The sequence below is a fragment of the Paenibacillus sp. 7541 genome (genome assembly GCF_002276395.1).
Lineage (GTDB): Bacteria > Bacillota > Bacilli > Paenibacillales > Paenibacillaceae > Paenibacillus_AQ > Paenibacillus_AQ campinasensis.
Genome location: NZ_NQLZ01000001.1, coordinates 218,301 through 243,058, shown reverse-complemented (window position 1 = coordinate 243,058; position 24,758 = coordinate 218,301). Strand labels below are relative to the sequence as shown.

Here is a 24,758-nt window from a genome sequence, read left to right as displayed (position 1 = left end):
TCGGGCAGCTTTCCATGCAGCGCTGTAATAAATTTTAGCATATTAGGTCCAAGCGGTTTACATCGATATTTGCTTTGTGCTGGCTTTACGCGGGCTCCATGTTCTGTTCTTCAAGATCATGGAGCCCGCGTTTATTTTGTGTGAAGCTACAGGAGAGAATCTCTTGTCCTGTTCTTCAGCTCTCGTTAGCTGGTCTCTAAGCTTTCGATACCTCGCCAGCTGGTGGTGAAGCCTTTGTATGTACCTTGTATTCCCGAAACGTTTCTAACGACGATTCAAAATAGATAGGAAGACAGGATTATCTCAGCACAGAGGAAATCGCTCGGAATCAAGGCGTAACAGGGCAAAAGCGTTTATATATTTTCAAATAACCTGTGAAAATGGTATTGACGAATAGGATGTAAGCGTTTAAAATAGCGACTAGAGTTGAGTGAAACGTTTCGATTGACTTGGATTCATTCTATTAGCTGAAAGAAATGAGGGACTTCAAGGTGAATGCTACGACAGATGAAATGAAATACTCCATCCGGAGCGGCCAGACGACGTTCAATTTTTTAAGAAGCGGGGATATTTTCGATATCACGCATGAGCACACGATGATCAATCAGCTGTGCGGCAACGTGCTTGACGGATCGGCCAACAATTTGTTTCTGCGGGTTCATGAGTCATCCGGCATCAAGGTTTACCCGCTGCTTGGAACAGCGTCTGCAAGCACCGTTTCCTTTGCGGAGCAGCAGGTGAAATGGGAAGGAAACGCCCATGGCATCCAGTATCAAGTGCTGTTCACATTAACGGACCAGTCGATTTGGTTCTGGGATGTTCGTATAGAAGGGGACGGAGACAGGGTCGATGTCATTTACGGGCAGGATGTTGGTCTCGCTTCCCGAGCGGCGATCCAATCCAACGAAGCCTATATGTCCCAGTACGTTGACCATGTTGTATTTGAAGATCAAGAGCATGGGTATGTCGTATGTTCGCGTCAAAATCAGCCGCAGAGCGAAGGCCGGTTCCCTTATCTCCAGCAGGGGGCTTTAACGAAAACGATCGGATATTCAACCGATGGGTATCAGTTTTTCGGTAAGTCATATAAAGAGACGGATCAGCCGGAAGCGCTTTATAAAGAGACTTTGGCGAATGAAATCTACCAATATGAATTTGCATACACGGCGCTGCAATCGGAGCGGATCAAGCTTCAGGGTAAGGCGCAATTCATATTCTACGGACTGGCTAAGGCCGATCATCAACCGGCCATTACGGAAAGGGAGTATGCAGACGAGATTCGTGCGGCTTGGTCCGGTGTCTGCGAGGCTGAATCCTTTCAATCGGTCCCGAAATATTCGAAGAAAACGAACATCGGTAAACCGCTTCAGACGCTTTCCATATCCAGGGATGAGCTGGAACTGTTGTTCCCGGACCGGCATCAGGAAGAGTTGGAAGGGGAGCAGCTGTTGTCTTTCTTTACGGAAACGCATGAGCATGTTGTGCTGAAGGAAAAGGAACGGCTGGTCGAGCGTTCTCATGGACATATCGTCATGAGCGGCAAACATTTGACAATCAACGAGTCCATTGTGACCTCAACCTCTTACATATACGGGTTGTTCAACGCGCAAGTCGTAGTTGGAAACACTTCTATGAACAAGATGCTGTCCAATGCCAGAAATTCGCTGAATGTGATGAAAATTTCGGGACAGCGGATTTACGTGAAGATCGAGGATCAGTATCGCTTGCTGACGATGCCTTCCCTGTACGAAATGGGCTTTAACTATTCAAGATGGTATTACAAAACGGCGGATGAAATGTTCATCGTCACCAATTTCACGACAGTGGATGCGCCGGAAATCCGCTTGGACGTCAGAGCGGCTAGCGGCAAGGCTTATTCGTTCTATGTCACCAATCAGATCACGATGAACGATAACGAGTATGTTGTCCCGTTCCGTATGGAGCGTAAGGGAAATACGCTGACCTTTAATGTGCATGAGTCAAGCTTCCCGGCAAGCGTATACCCTAACTTAGCTTATGATATGCATCTGGAAGGGGCTGAGCTTCACGTCACGGACGAGACGGCATTTATCGAGCATGCTGCGCCGGGGTCCGCTTCGTTGGTCGTGCTGGATATCAGGTCGGTCGATCGCTTCGGGCTGATCATGCAGGGGCGGATTCATGGTGATACGATCCTGCTCACCGATCGGGAGTTCGGCGATGAAGTTGAGAAACACCGCGCATTCTATAAAGAGCTCATGAATGGGTTCAAACTTACCCAGCATGAGAAGGTTACGGACGAGCTGGCCAGAGTGAACACCATCGCATGGTGGTATACGCATAATATGCTGATCCATTATCTGGTGCCGCATGGTCTAGAGCAGTACGGCGGAGCGGCGTGGGGGACGCGCGATGTGAGCCAAGGACCGATCGAATATTGGATGTCGATGGGCAAATACGATGTCGTTCGCGAAATTTTCAAAACGGTGTTCGCCCACCAGTACGAGAATGACGGCAGCTGGCCGCAGTGGTTCATGTTCGACAACTATTTCCGAATTCAGGCTGGCGAAAGTCATGGTGATGTCATTGTCTGGATGCTGAAGGCGATGAGCGACTATTTAACTGCGACGGGCGATTTCAGCATTCTGGAAGAACAAGTGCCGTACACGAATCGTGAAACGTTCGAGCCGACCGCATACACAGCGAGCATTTACGATCATTTGAAAAAGGAAATCCAGTATATCAAAGACCATTTCCTGCATGATACGTTCTTGTCCAGCTATGGGGACGGCGACTGGGACGATACGCTGCAGCCGCATGATCCGTCACTTAGAACTTATATGGCAAGCAGCTGGACGGTTGCTTTAACATACCAAGCCATGAATCAATTATCGCAGGCGTTGACCGGACACGATGAGAAGGAAGCGGAAGAAATTCGCCAGCTGGCTGAAGGGATTGCAGGGGATTTCAACCAATACATGCTTCAGACCGATGTCATTCCGGGATTCATATACCTGGAAGATCCGAAGCATCCGGAATGGATCATACATCCAACGGATACAAAAACCGGCATCCAGTACCGTCTTCTTCCGATGACGCGCAGCATGATCGGGGAGTTGTTTACGCCAGAACAGGCAGAGCGTCATTATCAGTTAATTAAAGAGAAGCTGCAGTGTCCGGACGGCGTCCGGTTGATGAACCGGCCGGCCACCTATGCCGGCGGTGTCAGCACGAACTTTAAACGGGCGGAACAGGCCGCTAATTTCGGGCGCGAGGTTGGATTGCAGTATGTTCATGCTCATATCCGTTTTGCTGAAGCTATGGCCAAAATGGGGAAGCGGGATGAAGTCTGGAATGCCCTGGCGATCGTGAACCCGATTAACATTAAGGATGTTGTGCCGAATGCGGAGAGACGCCAGAGCAATGCATATTTCAGCAGTTCGGACGGCAAGTTCAATACGCGTTACGAAGCACAGGCGCGCTTCGAGGAACTAAGAGAAGGGAAAGTCCCTGTTAAAGGCGGATGGCGAATTTATTCCAGCGGTCCTGGAATTTACATGAATCAACTCGTTTCGAATTGCCTTGGCATTCGACAACATCAGGGGGATTTGATTCTGGATCCGGTGCTGCCGACTCATCTGGATGGGTTGTCTCTGACGTTTAAGTACCAGGGGCACGATATTCAAGTGAATTATCATTTAAATAATGTCGAAACGATTCAGGTAAAGATTAACAACCAAGCGGTCACAGCAGAAACGGCTTCAAACCGGTATCGCAACGGCGGTGTTATCATCAAAAAAGCCGATATTGCTCCGTTTTTAGGGCAAGAGAAGATGGTAATTGACCTGATGCTGTAACAAAAATAATTTATATAATCGAATATGAAGACATTGTAAACGGTTGCAGGACAATATATAATCGCTGTAGAAACGTTTCATCAACCAATCAAATCATGGGAATGTGAAATTTAAGAGGGGGAACAAAGATCATGATGTTAAGAAAAGGCATGAACTTAGCTTTAGCAATTTCGCTAGCAGCGACCCTGGCCGCTTGCGGTTCAGGGGAGAAAGCATCCGAGGGATCGAACCAAGATGTTGGCAATGCGGACAAGATCGTATTGAAATACGCCAACTGGAACTTAGGTACGGAAGCGGATCAGAACCTTGAACGCCGTATGATCCAAGCTTTTGAGGAATCGCATCAAAACGTATCGATTCAAATCGACGAAACGATTACGACGGACGATTGGAAGGCTTCTCTGGCAACAGCGGCAAGCGCCAACAAATTGCCCGATGTATTCATGCTCAATGACATTCCTGGTAGTGTAGCCAACGATTGGCTGCTGGACGTATCCGATATTGCCGGAAATGACAGCGAATTCACCAACTTGCCGCAATCGATTCAAGATTCAACGAAAGTGAAGGATGGGTTGTATGCTGTTCCATTCGCCCAACACATGATGGGCTACTATGTGAACAAGGAAATTTTCAACAACTTGAACCTGGACATTCCGCAATACGGAATCGAGCTTGACGCCTTCATCAAAGCGATCAAAGATTCGACGGATATTGGTCAAGGGACCATTGGCATCGACTCCGCACAATCCTTGGTCGATTGGTATCCAGCTATGAAAAACCCAGACTTTAATTGGTTTACATATGCTGACGGCAATTACCATCTCGATTCTCCAGAAATGGTCGAAGGCGTCAACACGGCCAAGGATCTCGGCGCGAACGGTTATGCGTACGAAGGGCTTACTCCGGAACAGAAGGAAGGCTTGAGCGGAGAAGATCCTGGCGTAGCCTTCAGATCCGGACAGATGGCATTCTACTGGAACGGTACATGGATGAACAACATTTTCGCAACCGAAGCAAACTTTGATTGGGATTTCATCGGCTTGCCAACCGGAAGATCGGCGCTGGCGACGGATTACCTGGGCATTGCCAAAACTACAAAAAATCCGGAAATGGCTTATGAATTCGCCAAATGGATGTCATTCGGCAAAGAAGGCTTCATGAAACGAATGGCGATTGCGGACGAGACGGGACTGGAGTTGGCTTCACTTCCGGTCACGACTGATCAAGAAGTGCTGGATGCATACTGGGAATTGGTGAACGTGCCGGGGATCAAAAAAGCATACGAAAATCTGGACACCGCAATGCTGGATCCTATCAAAATCGTACCGGGATACGCCGCTTCCCGCTGGCAGGCCGAAACGGGTCTGAAAATCGCTGATAAAGACAATGCCACCATCTCGGATATTATCTTTAACAGCGTATACGGAAGCATCAGCTATCAAGATTACGCGAAGCAATTAAACGATTTAGCACAGCAGCAATATGACGATGCACTGAACGCAATGAACTAGGAAGCGCGAACTTGAGTTTGGAAGGGTTGATGACATTGATCTCTAAACTTTGTAAATGGATGACAGCCTTGGCTTTGATTGTGACAATGAACGGTATGGGTATCGTTTCAGCGGCTCAGGCTCAGCCAGCCGATTCTTCCTCCGTGACAATCGAATCTGCCGAATCTGCCGAGTCTGTCGTCGAAAAGAGATATCATCAAGTCCTCGAAGAATGGGAGAAAACGGTTAGGGACAGCACTTCGTTTGAAAGTGCTGTTTCTCCTGTTCAATTTAAGGATGCCGATGACAACCGTGTTGAGCCAGCATTCGTAAACTATGGTTATGGCGAAGAAGCTGTTGCATTCGGAAACCGAAATGAGATCCATCTGGATATTGAAGTGCCTGAAGATGCCTTGTATCATATCGGCTTCGATTTTTATAAACTGGGCAACGATCTGATGAATCCTGAGCTGTCGATCAAAATCAACGGCCAGCATCCTTTTTATGAAAGCAGAAGGATCATCGCTACGGTCGATTGGAAAAACAAGTCCGAATCGTTCGAACGAAATCAATATGGAAACGAACTGATCCCGGAGCAGGTCCCGGTTCAGCAATGGAAACGGATCAACGCGCAAGATCCGAATTTTTTGCAGCCTGATGATTTGAAATTCAGGCTTGCGAAAGGGAAAAACACGATTACGCTAACGAACACAAGAGGCGAAATGCTGCTTGGTAAAGTATACGTTGAATCTCCGAAACAGCTGGAAACGTACGAGCAATACGCTCGTAATCTGCAAGGTGAAACGGTTCAATCCGAACTCGTGGAATTGGAAGCGGAGCATCCCTTTATCAAGAATAGCTCATTTATCAGGCCAATCGCCACGCAGAGCATTGACGTATATCCGTACAGCAGCCATAACTTGCTGCTGAATACGATCGGGGGAGAATCATGGGCGAGCAGCGGACAGAGCATCACCTGGAAGTTCTCGGTGCCCCAATCGGGCAAATATGCGCTCAGTTTTAAAGTCCTTCAAAAAAACGACTCCGGGGCTTCGATCTACCGGACGATAAGCATTGACGGCCAAATCCCTTTTCAGGAACTGAAAAGCTATCCGTTCGATTATTCCGGGGAATGGAGAAATGAGACCTTGCGTGATGCAAAGGGAAATCCGTTCTATATTTATTTGGAAGCAGGCGAGCATGAGCTGACCCTTGAAGCAGACGCCTCTCCTATAGCGCCGGTTCTGGATGATTTAAGCACGCTGATGTCCGACATCGGCGATTTGGGGTTATCGGTCAAGAAATTGACGGGCAGCCAGACCGATATGAACCGCGAATGGGAGATCAAAGAATATCTTCCGGATATCGAGGATCAGCTGGAGGGTTTTATTTCCACTCTTCACAAGACGGAAGAAGTCTTGAAATCGATGCGCGGCAGCAACAAAAAACAGACAAGTGACGAAGCGAAAATTGTTTTGATTATCAAAAAACTCGAAGCGCTTAAAGCAAAGCCCAATGAAATACCGAAACGGCTGACGGATCTGTCGGAAGGATCAAGCTCGGCGGCGCAGCTCATCGGAGACTTGCAGGCCTCATTACAGCGGCAGCCTCTTCTTATGGATAAAATCTACGTGCACGGGGACGTGAAATTGCCGGAACCCCAAGCCAATTTTGGCAAAAAAGTGTCTAGCAAATTCAAGGAATTCTTCGCTTCCTTTAACCAGGAGACCTATGATCCGGCCAAGGTGGACGAACATACGCTTGATGTCTGGGTCAATCGCTCCCAGCAATACGTTGAGCTGCTTCAAAATATGGCGGACAGCACCTTTACCAAGGAGACGGGCATTCCAGTCAAGTTCTCGGTCATGCCGAATGAACAGAAATTGATCCTGGCCAATGCAGGTAACCAGCAGCCGGACATTGCGCTCGGTGTCAGCGTCGGCACGCCGTACGAGCTTGCTATACGTGGTTCTGCGGCAGATCTTAGCAAATTTCCGGATTTTAAGGATTACATCCGATCGTTTTCGCCAGGGGCATTCCTGCCGATGATGGTCGACGACAAGGTGTATGCCTTGCCTGAAACACAGGATTTTTACGTGCTGTTCTACCGGAAGGATATGCTGGATAAATTGCAGCTTCCCGTGCCGGATACGTGGGATGAAGTGTTGATGGAACTGCCGGAGCTGCAGCGGTTGGGAATGAATTTCTTTGTACCTCTGTCTGGCGGGGCTGGCAACAAGGCGTTTATGTTTACCGCACCCTTCATTTATCAATACGGCGGCGAGCTGTACGCCGAAGATGGCATGAGCACAGCCATTGATTCCGAAGAGTCGCTAAAAGGGATCAAGCTTATGACCGAGCTGTACACGCTGTACAGCATGCCGCTGCAGGTGCCGAACTTCTACAACTCTTTCCGGTACGGCACGTTGCCGATGGGGATATCAAACTTTGAAACGTATGTGAAATTGACCTCGGCGGCGCCGGAAATTGCCGGTTCGTGGGATATCGCATTATATCCGGGCGTAAAGCAGGAGGATGGCAGCGTCTCCAGATGGGCGACCGGATCGGCGCAATCGGCGATGATTCTGGAGAAAAGCGATAAGCAAGAAGAAGCCTGGCAGTTGCTGAAATGGTGGATGTCCACGAAAACCCAATCGGACTACGCGACCAATCTGCAAACGGTTTTCGGCCCGGAATATATGTGGAATACCGCCAACCTGGAGGCGTTTGGCAATCTTCCGTGGCCGGAAGAGCATAAACAAACGATTCTGGAACAATGGGAATGGCTGAAAGAGGTTCCGAAAACGCCTGGCGCCTATATGATCGAGCGCGAAATCAGCAATGTATGGAACAAGGTTGTGTTTGATGGCAGTAACCTCAGAGCCTCGGTGGATGATTCGACGATCATCATTGATCGGGAAATTAGACGGAAGATGGAGGAGTTCGGATACATGAAGGACGGCCAAGCGGTAAAGCCATATATCGTTCCTAAATTAGAAACCGTAGAGGACTGGGTATCGGAAAAATGATAACAAAGAAAAAATTTGATTATAGCACATGGATCTTTTTAAGCCCTTATCTCTTGTTTTTCACGGCCTTTATCGTCGTCCCGGTATTGATTGCGATTGCGCTATCCTTTACGTATTTCAATTCAATCCAGTTTCCCTCGTTCATCGGCTTGAAAAACTATATCAATCTGATTACGCAGGATGCCGTGTTCATGCAGCATGTCCTGCCGAATACGCTGAAATTCTCATTAATCGTCGGGCCGGGAGGATACATTCTGTCCTTCCTGATGGCCTGGTTGCTCGCTCAGATTCCCCATGGCCCGCGCACCGTCTTGGCGCTCATTCTGTACTCGCCGTCCATGACGGCAGGCGTGGCGATGTCGGTATTATGGACTGTCATTTTCAGCGGTGATGCGAGCGGATATCTCAACGGCCTGCTGCTGCGATTCAATCTGATTACAGAGCCGATCCAATTTCTCCAGTCACCGGATCATTTGATGACGATCATGATTATCGTCACGCTCTGGAGCAGCATGGGGGTCGGATTTTTGGCGATGCTGTCGGGGATTCTCAACATCAATCCGGAGGTTTATGAAGCGGCATATATCGATGGCATCAAGAATCGCTTTCAGGAAATTATCTATATTACCATTCCTTCGATGAAGCCGCAAATGCTGTTTGGTGCGGTGATGGCCATTGTCAACACGTTCCAGGCGGGGGCGATCGGCGTTGCCCTGTCAGGGACAAACCCGACACCGCAATATGCAGGTCAGTTAATGGTCAATCATATCGATGATTATGGGTTTATCCGGTTTGAGATGGGATATGCGGCCGCGATATCCGTGCTGCTGCTGTCGATCGTTTACCTGTTCTCGAAGTTTGCCAGAAAGCTGTTTACCGAGAAGGATTGAGACAACCAAGAATAGGAGGAAGACCATGGCGTCTTTTCAGGGCACGAAAATCAACCCGAAAAAATTTCACCGGAGCCAGTTGAAGTTCTATGCGATCTTGATTCCAATGGCAATTATTATGGGTTTGCCCATTGTATTTATTATAAATCATGCCTTTAAGCCGATTGACGAGCTGTTCGCCTATCCGCCGACCTTCTTCGTGCAGAAACCGACGTTCCAGAACTTTGAGGATTTGATGGCCGGCTCCAACGCCGGAGGCACGCCGATGGCGAGATATTTGTTCAACAGCATCGTGGTCACGCTGATCGTTGTGTTTTTGACAGTGCTGATTAGTACGATGGCCGCTTATGTGTTATCGAAGAAACGATTCCGGTTGAAATCAACGATCTTTGAAATCAACACGCTGGCGCTCATGTTCGTTCCGATAGCGGTGGCGATCCCGAGATATTTTATCATTGAGAAGCTGGGGCTGATCGACACATTCTGGGTGCATATATTCCCGATGCTTGCGCTCCCGGTCGGACTGTTCTTGGTCAAGCAGTTTATTGATCAAATTCCGAGCGCGCTGATTGAAGCCGCGACGATCGATGGGGCGAACGACTTCCATATTTATCGGAAAATCATCGTGCCGATGGTCAAGCCGGCCATTGCCACGATTGCAATTCTATCGTTCCAAGCCGTATGGAACAATGTCGAGACGTCCGACTTGTATGTGAATAGCGAGAATATGAAAACATTTGCTTTCTACATGAGCACGTTGACCTCGACTTCAGGAAATACGGTTGCAGGCCAAGGATTATCCGCCGCCGCTTCGTTAATTATGTTTATCCCTAACTTGATCATCTTTATATTCATGCAAAAACAAGTGATGAATACCATGGCTCACACCGGTATTAAGTAACTTGGGGAGCGGGGGAAGAAATGAAAAAATTCATACAGCGATCCTTGATATGTTGTTTCGTGATCATGCTGGTCGGCTGGCCGCTTGATGCATATGCACAGGATGCTTATAAAACCTACACCATTTCGGTGGACGGCGAGCCCATTGAAACACAAACCGCTTATGCCGCGATCGGCGTCATATCCGATCCCTCCCTTCAGCAGCCCGAAGATGTATATATCGATGAGCATAACCGCATGTATATCGCGGATTCGGGTTCGAAGCAGATCATCATTCTCGATGAATCAAGAGAAGTCGTCAAGGCGGTTGGTCAGGAGGTCCTGCAGAAGCCTACCGGCGTAGCCGTAGGTCCCGAAGGGAAGATTTATGTAGCGGATTCAGGCAAAATATACGCATTCAGCAAAGACGGCGAACTGCTCGCTGCGTTTGGCAAACCGGAATCCCCGTTGTTCGGCAAAAATCAAATTTTCCAGCCATCAAAGCTGGCTGTAGACATCCGAGAGAATCTGTATGTCATTGGCGAAGGGGCCACCAATGGAATCATTCAGCTGAATAAAGATGGAGAGTTTGCCGGATATTTCGGGGCGAATACAACGCAAACCTCCTTTTTCCAGGCGTTTCGAAATTTGATTACGGCGAATAGCGGGATCAAGACCGGATTTATGAATGTGCCGATTGCTCCGACCAACATTGATATCGATGACCGCGGAATCGTCTATACAGTAACGAACGGTCTGGAGAGTCAAGCGGTCAAGAAATTGAACGTTGCTGGAAGAAACATGCTTCCGAGCAGCATGTTCAATCCGGAGCTTACGATCGATATCGAGGTGGGCAATCAAGGAAATTTCTATGTGCTGAGTTCCCGGGGGAATGTGTATGAGTATGACAGCACAGGCAATGTATTGTTTATATTTGGCAGTCAGGCGTCGGATTCGCAGCGGCTGGGCATTTTGAAAGAACCGTCCTCCATCGCTGTTGATCCGCAAGGGAAGATTTATTTAACCGATAAAAGCCAAGGCTTGATCCATACGCTTGAACCTACCGAGTTCACCGATCTGGTGCATCAAGGGCTGGCCTATTATGAAGAAGGGCTGTACGTTCAAAGCGAACAATACTGGAAGCAGGTGCTTCAGCTTAACTCATCCTTTGCACTTGCGCATATCGCGATGGGCGAAGCATATTACAAACAGCTTCAATACGCCGAGGCATTGAAATCCTTCGAAATGGCCAACCATGTCGTGGGGTACTCGCAAGCGTTCTGGGAAATTCGTTATAACTGGATTGAAGCGCATATCGGACAAATGATGGTCGGGCTCATCCTCGCGTTTATCGCCTGGAGGGCGCTGAAATATGCCGATAAGCGAACGGATTGCTTGCGGGGCATTCGGGCAGTGTGGAAGAAGATCCGCTCCGTCCGCTTGATCCATGAACTGCTGCTGTTGTTCAAAATGCTCAGGCATCCGCTGGATACGTTCTACGATATTAAGAACGGAAATAAAGCTTCCGTGTTATCGGCATCGATTCTTTACATCGTTTTCTTTGTTGAATATATGCTGTCGCTCGGTTATACCGGCTTTATTTTTTCGACCGGTTTGCTTGAAAACATCAGTTTGTTGCTGATCATTGCAATCTTCGTCTCCGTATTGGCGCTGTTTATTATCGTGAACTATTTGATCAGTACGATTACGGACGGAGAAGGGAGCTTTAAGCAGGTTTACATCAGCAGCATTTATTCATTGGCACCGTATCTCATTTTTATACTGCCAATTACGCTCCTATCGAGAGTGTTGACGATAAACGAAGCGTTTCTCTATGACTTCTCTCTACAAATCATCATCGTCTGGTCTGTGCTGAATCTGTGCATCATGGTCAAGGAAATTCATAACTACACGATCAGCGAAACGATAAAAAATATACTTCTGACCTTATTTGGAAGCATCATCACGGTCACGGTGCTCATTATCGTGTACATCCTGCTAGGCCAAGTGTATGAGTTTATCTATTCCCTGATCCAGGAGGTGACGATCCGTGTATAAGAAACTATCGGCCTGCCTGATCGCATTGCTGCTTGTCGCTCAGCCGCTGCTGCTGGCAGCATCCGCAACTGCCGAGAAGGCTCCAAGGCAGATGCAGCAGTTTACCTCGAATCGATATACTCAAGCGGATGACAGGGGACGAGCAGTACCGAATGCCAATGCTTCCGTAACGGATTTCGACCGAGTGGCCGAGAACGAGCATCTGATCTTATATGTTCATCCACAGTCACTGGCCATCAAGGTGAAGAATAAACACACCGGCTATGTGTGGAGCTCCACGATTGATCAGATGGAGAATTACAGGTTGAACCAGAGCTGGAAGGACTTCGTCGATTCGGCGATAACGATCGATTATTTGAATCGTCAAGGAAAGCAAATGAGAGAAAGCCTGATCTCCAATGGTTCCGATGTGAAGATCGAACCGCAGCCGAACGGATTTATCGCCGATATCGAATTCATGCAGGCGAATATCAAGATGCGGCTATCGGTTGAACTGACCGAGTCAGATGTTGTAGTCAAAATTCCGGCAGCGCATATCCAGGAGTCCAAGCATACGAAACTGGTATCGTTGCAAATTTACCCTTTTCTAGGAGCGACCTTTGAAGATGCGGTGCCGGGCTACATGTTCATTCCGGACGGCTCCGGCGCATTGATCCGTTACGACTATGAAGTGGCTATGGAATCTCCATATACGGCCTCCGTATACGGACATGATGCCGGCTATGTCGCACCGCCGAACGAAACAGATTTGAATCCGGAATTCTCCGCTTCGATGCCTGTTTATGGTGTTGTTCATGGCGTGAAACAGGACGCATTTCTAGCCATCATTGAATCAGGGGATATGTATAGCCAAATTATGGCCTATAAAGCCGGACTTTCCACTGACTTCAACTGGATCACGACCAAATTCAATTACCGGTATGCATACAAGCAGCCGACCAGCCGCAGCAATCAGAGCGGAACCGCGATTGATGCCTATCAGGCGGAAGCCAACCGGTTCGATATCGGGCTGCAATTTAAAGTGGTTCACGGGGATGATGCCGATTATGTCGGACTTGCTCACTCTTATCAAGCCTATTTGAAAGATCGTGGGGTGCTGACGGAGAAGCAGGGAACGAATCCACTTCTGCGGCTGGAGTTTCTGGGCGCGGAGATGAAGGAAGGGCTGCTCTGGAATTCCGTCGTTAGCATGACGCCGTTTGATGCGCTGCCGGGTTTTGCCGATGAGCTGAAGCAGGAAGGCGTCGAGGATTTCTTCTTTATTTATAAAGGATGGTACAAGAATGGCCTAAATGGCTCCTTGCTCAAGAAGTTTCCGTTCGAGAAAAAGCTGGGGGGCAAGTCCGAGATCCGGGATATGACCGAAGACTTGGAACAGCAAGCGGTGCAGGTATATTTTCATACGGATTATTTGAAATCCTTGCAGGGGTCGGCCGGGTTATTCAACAGCATTGAATACGCAAAACAAATCAATTCGAGAACGATTCAAGCGATGCGGAATGAACTGGGCTACTACTATGTCCCGCCGAAAGATGCCTTGGAGCTTGCCAAGCAGCACGCCGATAAATACAAGGATTACGGGATGGAACGATTGGCGGTGGATTCGATCAGCAGTCAGGTGTTCTCCGTATTCAACAAAGGCAAGCAAGCCACCCGCGAGCAAAATAAAGACTTGAGTTTGGAAACGATCAACGTGCTTGGCGGCGGCCATGCAGATAAAGTGGCGCTGTATCAACCCAATGCCTACGCCTGGGGAACAACGGATAAATACCTTGATGCGCCTTTATCCTCGTCAGGCTATCTGTATGTTTCGGACACCGTTCCTTTTTTACAGATCGTTTTGAAGGGGTATGTGGATTTATACTCGCCGTTTATGAACTTCTCGTCCAATCAGAAGGAAGAATTGTTAAAGCTGATCGATTACGGGACCTACCCGTCCTTCTATTTAACTAAGGAATCTTCCCATCTTCTTGCGAAAACGCCATCCCGCCATATTTATACGTCGGAGTTTTCGACTTGGAAGAACGAGATCGTTCATCAATACGGCGTCATTCAGGACAGCCTGGGGCAGGTGAGGGATGCCTCCATCGTCAGCCGGGACGTGCTGAGTCCGGGCGTCGTTGCGATTACGTATTCGAATCAGACGACCTTCATCGTCAATTATACGGATTATCCTTTTACGCATCACAACATCACGGTAGAAGCGAAAGATTTTGCAATCTTGAAAGGAGATCAATATCGTGATCCGGTCAATCAGTAAGTTTTTTAATAAAAAGGGTCGCGTCGGATATGTATTTATCTTGCCTTGGCTGATCGGATTTGTCGTTTTTACGGCGTATCCCATTCTGTATTCCTTATATTTAAGTTTTTTCAGCGTCAAGATTACGTCGGAAGGCATTGTGACATCTTTCGTTAAATTCGAAAATTTCCAACGCGCGTTTTCGGTAGATGTGACCTTCCTGAAAAAACTGGGCGATTATTTTGTACAAACGGTCGTTTCTGTTCCTTTGATCGTGATTCTGGCGCTGATTATCGCATTGCTCTTAAATCATCCGATCCGGTTTCGAGGATTCTTTCGAACGATATTTTTCCTGCCGGTCATTATTAGCAGCGGGCCCGTGCTTGTCAAATTAATGGATCAAGGCGTTACCGCGATTCCGTCCATTCAGGAGAATATTTTCTATAAGCTCGCAGGTGATTATTCCGGATTGATTGTCACGGACTTGTTCCTGTTCATCATGGATAACATGGTCGTGCTGTTATGGTTCTCGGGCGTACAGATTCTGATCTTTATCGCGGCGCTGCAGAAGGTGGATAAACTTATCTATGAAGCAGCTAAAATCGACGGGGCATCGACATGGGAGATGTTCTGGAAGGTGACGCTGCCCAGTCTGCTGCCGATGATTCTGATCAACATCATATATACGACCGTCATGTATTCCGTATCGACGATGAACCCGATTATTGAGCATATCAAGAGCAACATGTTCAGGATTGAAACGGGATTTGGTTATGCCTCTGCCATGTCCTGGATCTATTTCGTAGCCATTGCGGTCCTGCTGCTCATCATGGCCGGTACGATAGCTGCGTTCCAAAAGAGACAATAATTGAAGATAAGGGAGGTGAACGCATCGTGGAGAAGCATGCGTATGATTCGAGTAAAATGAAGCGTTTCTTCTTGGGCATGAACGGTACGGATGGGCTGCTGCTTAAAATTGTGATCTACGCCTTGTTGATCAGCATCGGCTTTGTCTTCTTGTATCCGCTTCTCTATATGATCGCTACAAGCTTTAAAAGTCTCGACGATCTGTTGAACTCCATGGTCAACTGGATCCCGAGCCAGCTGTATACGGAGAACTATACTCGAGCTTTAGAGGTGCTTCATTACGGCCCGGTTTTGCTTCAGACGCTGCTGGTAACCGTGTTGCCATCCATCATTCAGACGATGATGGCGGCAGTCGTCGGTTATGGATTTGCCAGATTCAAGTTCTGGGGGCGAAACGTGTTGCTGTTACTGGTGCTTGCGACATTCGTTATCCCGCCGCAGGTTATGGTGATTCCCCGGTATATCCTGTTTAACAATCTGAATATTCTGGACAGCATCTCAGCTTACTTGTATCCCGCCTTTTTTGGACAAGGGATCAATAGTGCGATCTTCATTCTGATCTTTTACCAGACGTTCAGACAAATTCCGGATGCGCTCGAGGAAGCGGCTCAGCTTGACGGTGCAGGTCATCTGAAAATATTTTATAAAATTGCGATTCCTATGGCGTCGGCAGCCTTTATCATCTCATTTCTTTTCTCGCTGGTATGGTACTGGAACGAGACATATCTGGCCTCCATTTATTTTGGCGAGAGCTTGACGACCTTGCCGCTGCAGCTGCAGAAATTTACGGCGACTTACCAGACGATGTTCCCTGCCCAGGCAGGCGGCGAATCGGGAACCAACATTAATGAAGGCATCGAGCTTGCGGGAACGTTGTTGACCATTTTACCCTTGCTGCTCATCTATTTTATCGCCCAGCGCTGGTTCGTCGAGAGCATCGATCGTTCCGGCATAACGGGAGAATAGGCAAGTACATCCTAACTATATCAAAAGAGGTGTATCCAATGATGGAACAAAATAAAGAAGCGATTTTGGATCTGGAATTGAAGGGTTGCTTTGATTTCTTCTGGAAAGAAGCGAACACGGACAAGAATAGCCCGGGCTATGGGCTGATCCGCGACAATACAGCTCCAGCCAACAAAAATATGGCGAGCATCGCCTCGGTCGGATTCGGGCTCAGCACGATTATTATCGGTATTGAACGCGGATGGATCAGCAAGGAAGAAGGCTATGAGCGCACAAGAGGGACACTGCATACGTTCTTGCATCATGTCGAGCATAGCGAAGGGTTCTTTTTTCACTTTCTCGATATGAACACGGCTAAGAAATACGAGGCAAGCTATGACTGCGCCTCTATTATCGACACCTCCATCTTCCTGAACGGGGCGATCACCTCAGCTGAATATTTCGGAGGCGAAGTGAAGGAGCTGTTCGAGCAAATTTACGCGCGCGTCGATTGGCAAAAATATTATGATGAATCCCGCAATGTGTTCTATATGGGGTACACGCCAGAGAAGGGCGGATTCGGGCAATGGGATATGTATGCGGAGCAGCTGATGCAGTATATTCTGGGCGTGGCCTCACCGTCCTATCCCGTGCCGGTCAAAATCTATAAAGGCTTTGCCCGCGACCTGGTCCAATACGGTGAGTATGAGTTCTACCATTCTCCAGGAGGCTCCTTGTTTACACACCAATTTTCCCATGCCTGGTTTAATTTCAAAGATATCGTTGATGAGGACGGTATTAACTGGTTCGACAATTCCGTGAAGGCAACCCTGGCTGCACGGCAATACTGCATCGATAATCCACAAGGCTTCCGCACATTCGGCGAACATTCCTGGGGATTGACAGCCTGCGAAGGCCCTAACGGTTATCGCGGTTACGGGGCAGCGCCATTTCATCCCAATTGTGATGCTCTGATCAATGACGGCACGGTTGCGCCGACAGCTGCCTCGGGGTCGATCGTATTTGCCCCGGACGAAGTCATCGACGCGATGAATTATTTCTATAAGGAAGTGCCGCAGCTATGGTCGGAGTACGGATTCCTGGACGCCTACAATCTGGATGTGACGCCTCCTTGGGTTGCCGATCGCGTCATCGGCATCGATAAAGGCATTACTGCGCTGATGATTGAGAACTACAAGACAGGATTAATTTGGGATTTATATATGAGCAATGAGCATGTGAAAAAGGCGCAGAAAATGCTGAACTGGAACCAACAATGAGATGGCTTTCGATGAGGTGGGATCCATGATCGAGATCAAAAATAAACAGATTATCATTAACGGTAAGCCGGAGCTGATCATGTGCGGCGAAATTCACTATTTCCGGCTGGATCGCAAGGACTGGCAGGACCGCATCGACAAGCTGAAGCTGTCGGGCTGCAATGCAGTGGCCTCCTATGTCCCATGGCTGTGCCATGAACCCGTAGAAGGCGAGATGGATCTGACCGGGGCTGACCGTCCCGAATTGGATTTGGGAGGATTTATTGATTTGTGCCGTGATAACGGGCTCTATTTCTTCGTCCGACCAGGTCCGTTCATTATGGCCGAGATGAAAAACGAGGGCATTCCCTATTGGGTGTACGATAAACATCCGGAAATCGTGCCTGTTGGCTGGGATGGCCGTCCGGCGCCAACGCCGACAATCGATTATTTAGCGCCGAACTTTTTGCGAGAAGTAAAAAAATGGTATACTTCGGTTATGAAGGTGATTCAGCCGCGCCTGCATCAACACGGCGGGAATATCATTGCTGTTCAGCTGGATAATGAAATCGGCATGCTGTCATGGGTATCCAACACCCCCGACCTGACAGATTTAGTCCTGGCTGATTTCTCTGACTGGTTAGCTCGCAAGTACGAAAGAAGCGTGCTTGAGCAGCGCTATCCATTCAATCTGGCGGAGGTCTCTGCCCGAAGCGCCTATATTCGCTCTCCTGACGAGTCGTATTCTGCTGAGCTGCACACGGACCTAGGGTATTACATGAGAGATCGATTCGCCAGATATATTCATGAGCTGCGCGCCTATGCGGAAGAGTGCGGCGTCAGGGATATCCCCTTTGTCGTAAATATTCACGGAACGGGTGGCGGGCGCGGGTTTACATTTCCGATCGGAATCAGCCAATTATATGAATCGTATACTCAAGCACCAGGTTACATATCCGGCTCCGATATTTATTTCGGCGATCTGAACATGGAGAGTTTTCAAGATTTGTATATCATTAATGGCTTTATGGATGCTGTTCACGATAAGGATCAGCCGATCACTTCCGTGGAGTTCAACTGTGGGGACGGCAATTTCGGGGAGACCTTCGGCGGGCGTATGGATGTGTCAGCAGCCGACTTGAAGACCAGAATGTGCATTGCCCAAGGAAGCCGGCTATTGAATTATTATCTGATGGCAGGCGGACGAAACTATCGATTCGATGAGCTTGGCAGGGATGGCAACGATCGGATCGCGGCAACGGGAGAACGGCACGGATTCGCGGCTCCCATCGGTCCGGAAGTCGATCTGAACTATACTTTCCCGCGCATGGCCCAGGCGATTCAGGCGATGACGGCTGTGTCAGGAAAAGTTGCGGCTATGGACGAAGAGCGTGACGCGGTCTCCTTTGCTTTCGTTCCGGATTATTACATGACCGAATACGGTTATCCCGCTAGCGAGAGGCAGCAAGCAATACGGCGCAACCTCGAAGCCAACCGCGCCCACGGGGGCTGGGAGATCATGGGCAGGGCCATGCTTCTGGCCGGATATCGCTTCGGTTCGATAGATATTCAGAACCGACCGCTTGACCCTGAGCGCACACCTGTTATCGCTTTGCCTTCCGCTAAATATTTGCACCGTCATGTACAAACGAAGCTTGTGCAATATATCGATGATGGCGGATCAATGCTCATCTATGGGGAGATGCCATTGTTTGATATGGAAGGGCATCCGTGCACAATATTAGCTGACGCATTAGGCGTAAAGGCCCTGGGGAATCTCTCTGATCAAACAAGACGAAGCTTATCGCTCTATGCGGATGGCTGGGCGGCGCCTCGGCCGGAAGTGCGCACGCATCATGCCCAGTTGTTCGGACTTTCCCAAGGGGAGGCTTTGTTCCGCGCGTATGGCTCCGACGAAGCCTGTGCCTTTGAAGTTTCGCTCGGCAGAGGCAAAGTGATTGCATTTACCATGGCATATCGCTGTGACATTCCGCTGTTTCAAACGGCATTGGAGCGACTGGGTGCGAACGCGGCCTTAACCCACGATCATCCGTCTCATGGCATCTTTATGACTTCTGTCCGCAATTCGGAGGAAGAGCGATTTATTCATATCATAAACCTAGATGGCTTCGATAAAGCATTCAACGTTTATGATACGGGCAACCCTCTATTCGACGGGCATCAAATCACGCTCGGAAGCCGGGACGGTGTCATGCTGCCGATCCAGGTTTCACTGGGGAACGGAGTTCGGATTCTGTATTCGACGGCCGAGCTGATGAGGGTAGAGGAGAGCCGGGCAGTGTTCAGATTAACGCAAGCCGAGGATGTGATCAGGCTGGAGACGGATAGAGAGCTGTTGGAGAGTGAGCATTATGCTGTGATAAAGGAAGGACGTACTTATACCCTGTTGTCGCGAAAGCATGCAAAAGTCGACCCTTATCTGGAGATCGGTTTCAAATGACGCTGAAAGGATCGCGGCAGGTCCGTGACGAATTATAAAGCGATTGAACTGGGGAGATGTCAGGCGATCTTTAACTTAACAGGTCGTCTATCCATATACTGCCTGCAGGAAACAGGCTGATCAAGCTAAGGGGGAGGAATAACGAATGAAAGAGCGCGGAAAAGCGGTCAGCATTAAGGATATCGCCAAAAAGGCCGGAGTTTCCATTTCAACCGTATCCTATGCTCTGAACGGCAACGGGAAAGTAACGGATGAAACGAGCGCGAGAATATTGGCCATTGCTAGAGAATTGAATTACACGCCGAATGCTGCGGCAAGAACATTAAAGAAGAAAGAGTCCAAGATTCTCGGCGTGTTTCTGACGGATTTTCAGGGGGATGTATACGGCGAGCTTTTGGACGGCATGAAGGAGGTATGCTCCTCCCAAGGGTATGATCTGGTCGTGTGCAGCGGAAAGCAGTCGCATCGATTGTTGCCGGAGCGTATGATCGACGGTGCCGTCATTCTGGATCAGACGTTTACAAGCGACGAGTTGCTAGGCTATGCCGTGCAGAATCACAAAATCGTTGTGCTCGACCGCGAGCTGGAGCATCCCAACATTAATCAGGTGCTTCTGGACAACAAGGCCGGGGCAACGCTGGCGACGGAGTATTTGGTTGAGCAAGGCCATAAGAAGATTTATATCGTGACAGGCCCGGAGGGCTCCTTCGACTCCATGCAGCGGATGAAGGCCGTTCGAATGGTAGCAGAGCGCACCGAGGACGTAGAATGGATCGAAATTCCCGGGGATTTCAAAAAAAGCGGGGGCGAGCATGCGGCTGAACGGATTATGAAGGAATATACGGAGCCGGTGGCCGTTTTCTGTCTGAATGATGAAATGGCGATCGGATTTTGCAACCGAATGGCGGAAACAAATCTGCTCATCGGGGAGCATATCCATCTGATCGGATTTGATAATATTGAGCTTGCCCGTTACATGCAGCCAAGGCTCGCTACGATCGATTATTCCAAACGCAAATGGGGGGCGCTGGCCGCCGAGCAGCTCATCAAGCTGATTCATGGCAAGAAGGTGGAGCATGAGCGAATCTATGTCACTTTGGTAGAAGGCGATTCGGTGGGAAAAGCTGAAAGTCATACATTGCAATTGCCGTAACGTCTTGGCAATGAATATAATTTGGCGGGAAAAACGCAGCCTTTTTAAGGGCTGCGTTTTATCGTTTGGGATGGTGATTCACATGTTGTGGACCGGCTTCTATTGCCGGAAAAATTCCACCTGATCAATGTCCGCCCATTGGGAAGGGGAGGAATTGGACACATAGAATCCGATGGTCGCCTGCCCATTCGTCACTTGAACGTTGGAAATAGTGACCGGCGTCCACGAAGTGGTAACCGGACAGCCAGCCTGGCGCATGCTGCCGCCATAATCCTTAACCTCCATGACACAGCTGTTCTGACCGCCGCTGCTGCGCATTCGGGCACGCATCGTATAGGTGCCGTTATCCAGTCCGGTAATCGTTTGACCGATATAGGCAGTGGCCGGCCCGCTGGTTCCGGCGAGGCCGACAAAGTACAAGCCTTCTGCGGCCGGCAAGCCGACACCGTCATTCGCACCGTGGATCAGAATGCGCTGCGGGTAGTCATCCCCGTATGTGGTCCAGCCTGCTACGTTTGCTGTCTCAAACCCGGGATTGTTCACGAGATTCGTCTGAAACGGTGTTACCGTGTAACCAAACCGCAGATAGATGCCGTTTGCGGGATAAGTCGCGCTGGTCACCGCTGCAACTTTCGTAGCGTCAACGGTCATAAGCGCATTCCAATTCGAGGAGCGCGTATCGGATACCGGGAACACATTATACTTGTGCTGCCAGGTGGCCCCGTTATCGGCGCTGATCATCGTATGCATGGAGGTGTACGGGTCCCCTGTGTTGGCGCTGCTATCATCCGTCTGAAATGCGGTCATCAGGCGACCGTCCTCAAGCCTGACGACAAAAGGAGCGCCGGCTTTCTTGCCGTTTCCGTTGGGCACATAGAGCGTCTGACGCGGCACAGACCAGTTAAAGCCGTCCGGCGAGATTTTGTATTTGATGACAAAAGGATGTCCGGGCACGTCAGACGCTTCAAATACGGTGATATACCGACCATCGCTCATTCGCGTAATGACCGGCATGCCTTCGCGGGAGCCGACCGCGACACCGTCGCTGATCGTGATTCGGTTGCCCCAGCTGTTTCCGTTCCAAGTCTTCATATACAGATTCTGCTGACCTGTCGTTCCGACCGCTGCCGGGCTATCATCTGCATAGAGCACTGCAATGGTGTTGCCGATCATTTCCAGATGCGGCTCCCAGAGCCCCTTGAAGGAGGAGGCGGTTGAACTGCCGATAAGTCCGCCCGGCAAGTCGCTCCATGTATAACCGCCATCGAAGCTTCGCCGGACATTCAGCTGGATGTCGTACGTAGAGCCATTCTGGACGACATGCCGATACGCCAGCCAGATTTCCCCGTTCGGCAACCTCATCATCTGTCCGTTGCCTACGTTGCCGGTAGGGCTGGAGACAGCCGTAACCGGAGCACTCCAGGAATAGCCGCCATTCTGTGTTCTGGACACCACGATTCTTGTATTTCCTCCGCCGGCATTCGTGTCGAACGAGACGAGCCACTCCTGCGGGGTCAGCTTGAGCAGCCTCGGATACCACACTCCGCCTGAAGGCGGGGTATAGATCGGAATCTGCTGTGTAGCCCAAGCCATGCCGGTTGAAGCGGCATAAGCCGGGGTCATCGGCATGGATGCAGCTGCCAGCACCAGCATTAAGATGAAGGCCAGTGGACGCTTCCAGCGGCCTTGTTGTTTCCGTATCATGATCATCATCAGCCTCCCAACATTGTCATTAGATGGTAGAAAGCGCTTTCTAAAAAGGATTGTATCGCAGTTGATATCCATATAGATATACTAAATTGATATTAAAATTAACTGGCGGGCCGGCCACGGTACCCCTTGCCGTCAGTCTTGCATGGTTATCCCTTTCATTCAGGGGGCAGAGGTTAGAGGCTTGGAGCGGAAGGGATGAAAAGGGATAAAAAAGGAGTGGATGAGAAACCGTGGGAAGTATGTGGATCTTCACGGTCTTTTGTTCTTCATCCTGACCTGGCGGGATAATTTTGCTAAGTGTGCGGAACATGAGTGAGAATAGGAATTATTTCCTTTAAATCTTCCTGTTTTCGCTTTATTATTAATTATGTAGTAATAAGCATTTTTGTATGTTTCTGGTTTATATAAGCTATATTCGCATATTCACGATTTCAATATCGAAGTACAGGAGGAACCAAATGAAACTAGGAAAGATAATAGGTATCACATTATCCATCATTATTGGGCTTTTAGTGATGATGTACCTCTTTGTAATACTCATAACTCCGTCCTCCAAGGGATTGAGATTATCCAAAGAGATGATACAATATATGAATATGAATGCTTTGCTGCGGATGTATCTTTAATATACTAACTATATACTATTTTTCAAATCTGCAACGATAGGAATGGATAAATAAAGAGAGGTATGACATGGAACATCCGTTGTATAAACAGATTCAGAACGATATAAGGAGCCGCATTCAGAGCGGCGAGCTACCGTCGGGGGCGCTGGTACCGTCGGAGAAGGAGCTGGCCCAGCAATATGGCGTCAGCCAGATCACATCGAAAAATGCGCTGAACGGTCTGGTGGAAGAAGGACTGCTCGTTCGTTACCGGGGGAGGGGGACCTTCGTGCGGGAGCTCCTCAGCTCCGAGCGCGGGCATCCGCACCAGCATCAGCCCCAACCAAGCGCCAAAAATCGATTGCCATGATCCTGCCGACGATGAAAACGAGAATTGACCAGCAGTTGCTCGATGGCCTGGAGCGGTATTGCTCAGAGAGGGATTATGATCTGTTAATACGCATTACCCGCGAATCGCCGGAGGAGGAAGCCTTCGCGATCGAGCATTTCAGGGAACGGGGCGTGGACGGCTACATTATTTTTCCGGTGGAGCAGGAAAGCTACAACAATGCGATTCTTCGCTTGACGCTGGATCGGGTGCCGCTGGTGCTGGTCGATCGTTTCCTGAAGGAGATCAAAACGTATAGCGTGAGCGCTGACAATTATGGCGGCGTGCGGACAGCCGTCTCCGATATGCTTGCTGCGGGGCATGAGCATGTGGCCCTTCTGTCGCCGGAAATCACCAATACGGTCACGGATGAAAGAGCGAAAGGGTTCGAGGCGGCCTTTATGGAGCGAGGCCTGCCGATTGACAAGACGCTGTGGTGCCTGCTTGATCTGGACACCTTAGGCAAGGGACTTGGCCAGCAGGAGATCAGCCGCTTCTTACGTGAAAAGAGCGAGGTTACCGCGTTGTTTGCCGTGAATGCGGAGCTGGCTCGCTATGCGTTTTATGCCCTTCGGGACATCTGGCCACAGGCGGAGAACAGACCGCTGCTGGCGGCTTTTGACGATCCGGATCTCGAAGGTGTTCCTTATGTTCGTCAGCATCTGGATGAGATGTGCCGCAGCGCGGTGGAACTGTTGGCTGAGCAGCTGGAGGGCAAGTATGACCCGCGCAGAGAGGTCGTGCCGGTAGCGTGGGTGCAGACTGGATAATGCTGGGAAAACGATAGGTTTCAATTCGATAGTGATAGTGCGGCTATAGCGGGGATCGGCCCGGGCAGAGGAAGGAATCCTCATTGTCCGGGCCGATTTTTATTTGCACAAAAAAGCGTTTTCATATTTACAAGTATCGAGAAATATTATATTAATATACTTAATATAATATTCGA

15 protein-coding genes are annotated in these 24,758 nt (G+C 49.2%); 14 read left to right on the top strand and 1 reads right to left on the bottom strand.

What is annotated here, in order from left to right:
* Positions 1-476: 476 nt before the first annotated feature.
* The 12 genes from CHH75_RS01060 to CHH75_RS01005 all read left to right on the top strand — a co-directional run bounded on the left by CHH75_RS01060 (position 477) and on the right by CHH75_RS01005 (position 21,106).
* Entirely contained in the window at positions 477-3,836 is a 3,360-nt protein-coding gene (locus CHH75_RS01060; RefSeq protein WP_483310897.1) for a GH36-type glycosyl hydrolase domain-containing protein, read from the top strand.
* Positions 3,837-3,967: 131 nt separating this feature from the next.
* Positions 3,968-5,347, top strand: a complete 1,380-nt coding sequence (locus tag CHH75_RS01055; protein ID WP_095397226.1) for an ABC transporter substrate-binding protein — start codon at positions 3,968-3,970, stop codon at positions 5,345-5,347.
* A gap of 59 nt (positions 5,348-5,406) precedes the next feature.
* Entirely contained in the window at positions 5,407-8,355 is a 2,949-nt protein-coding gene (locus tag CHH75_RS01050; protein WP_176475418.1) for an extracellular solute-binding protein, read from the top strand.
* On the top strand, positions 8,352-9,245 hold the full coding sequence (locus CHH75_RS01045) for a carbohydrate ABC transporter permease (protein ID WP_095397224.1): 894 nt from the start codon (positions 8,352-8,354) through the stop codon (positions 9,243-9,245). Before CHH75_RS01050 ends, CHH75_RS01045 begins: the two co-directional genes overlap by 4 nt.
* A 25-nt stretch (positions 9,246-9,270) precedes the next feature.
* Positions 9,271-10,146 (top strand): carbohydrate ABC transporter permease, encoded by an 876-nt coding sequence (locus CHH75_RS01040; RefSeq protein WP_095397223.1) that lies wholly within the window; start codon positions 9,271-9,273, stop codon positions 10,144-10,146.
* Positions 10,147-10,211: 65 nt separating this feature from the next.
* The gene (locus CHH75_RS01035) at positions 10,212-12,182 is read left to right on the top strand and encodes a YIP1 family protein (protein WP_369680139.1); all 1,971 of its coding nucleotides are present in this window, start codon (positions 10,212-10,214) and stop codon (positions 12,180-12,182) included.
* Positions 12,175-14,442, top strand: coding sequence for a DUF5696 domain-containing protein (locus CHH75_RS01030; RefSeq protein ID WP_095397221.1), 2,268 nt, complete (start codon positions 12,175-12,177; stop codon positions 14,440-14,442). Before CHH75_RS01035 ends, CHH75_RS01030 begins: the two co-directional genes overlap by 8 nt.
* Entirely contained in the window at positions 14,423-15,289 is an 867-nt protein-coding gene (locus CHH75_RS01025; RefSeq protein WP_255222927.1) for a carbohydrate ABC transporter permease, read from the top strand. Before CHH75_RS01030 ends, CHH75_RS01025 begins: the two co-directional genes overlap by 20 nt.
* 26 nt (positions 15,290-15,315) lie before the next feature.
* Positions 15,316-16,254 carry a carbohydrate ABC transporter permease gene (locus CHH75_RS01020; protein ID WP_255222926.1) on the top strand — a complete coding sequence of 313 codons (939 nt, stop codon included), beginning with the start codon at positions 15,316-15,318 and terminating at the stop codon, positions 16,252-16,254.
* Between the two features lie 38 nt (positions 16,255-16,292).
* Positions 16,293-17,513 carry a glucoamylase family protein gene (locus CHH75_RS01015; RefSeq protein ID WP_217989064.1) on the top strand — a complete coding sequence of 407 codons (1,221 nt, stop codon included), beginning with the start codon at positions 16,293-16,295 and terminating at the stop codon, positions 17,511-17,513.
* 25 nt (positions 17,514-17,538) lie between these two features.
* Positions 17,539-19,953 carry a beta-galactosidase gene (locus tag CHH75_RS01010; RefSeq protein ID WP_095397289.1) on the top strand — a complete coding sequence of 805 codons (2,415 nt, stop codon included), beginning with the start codon at positions 17,539-17,541 and terminating at the stop codon, positions 19,951-19,953.
* Positions 19,954-20,098: 145 nt separating this feature from the next.
* Positions 20,099-21,106, top strand: coding sequence for a LacI family DNA-binding transcriptional regulator (locus CHH75_RS01005; RefSeq protein ID WP_095397220.1), 1,008 nt, complete (start codon positions 20,099-20,101; stop codon positions 21,104-21,106).
* Positions 21,107-21,205: 99 nt separating this feature from the next.
* On the opposite strand, the gene CHH75_RS01000 is transcribed toward CHH75_RS01005, so the two are convergent.
* A complete protein-coding gene (locus CHH75_RS01000; protein WP_095397288.1) occupies positions 21,206-22,810 on the bottom strand; it encodes a sialidase family protein in 1,605 nt (534 codons plus the stop codon).
* Positions 22,811-23,524: 714 nt separating this feature from the next.
* On the opposite strand from CHH75_RS01000, the gene CHH75_RS25095 reads away from it, so the two are divergent.
* Together CHH75_RS25095 and CHH75_RS00995 are read left to right on the top strand one after the other, a co-directional pair.
* Positions 23,525-23,794 carry a GntR family transcriptional regulator gene (locus tag CHH75_RS25095; RefSeq protein WP_255222925.1) on the top strand — a complete coding sequence of 90 codons (270 nt, stop codon included), beginning with the start codon at positions 23,525-23,527 and terminating at the stop codon, positions 23,792-23,794.
* Between the two features lie 11 nt (positions 23,795-23,805).
* On the top strand, positions 23,806-24,582 hold the full coding sequence (locus CHH75_RS00995; protein ID WP_255222924.1) for a substrate-binding domain-containing protein: 777 nt from the start codon (positions 23,806-23,808) through the stop codon (positions 24,580-24,582).
* Positions 24,583-24,758: the final 176 nt, after the last annotated feature.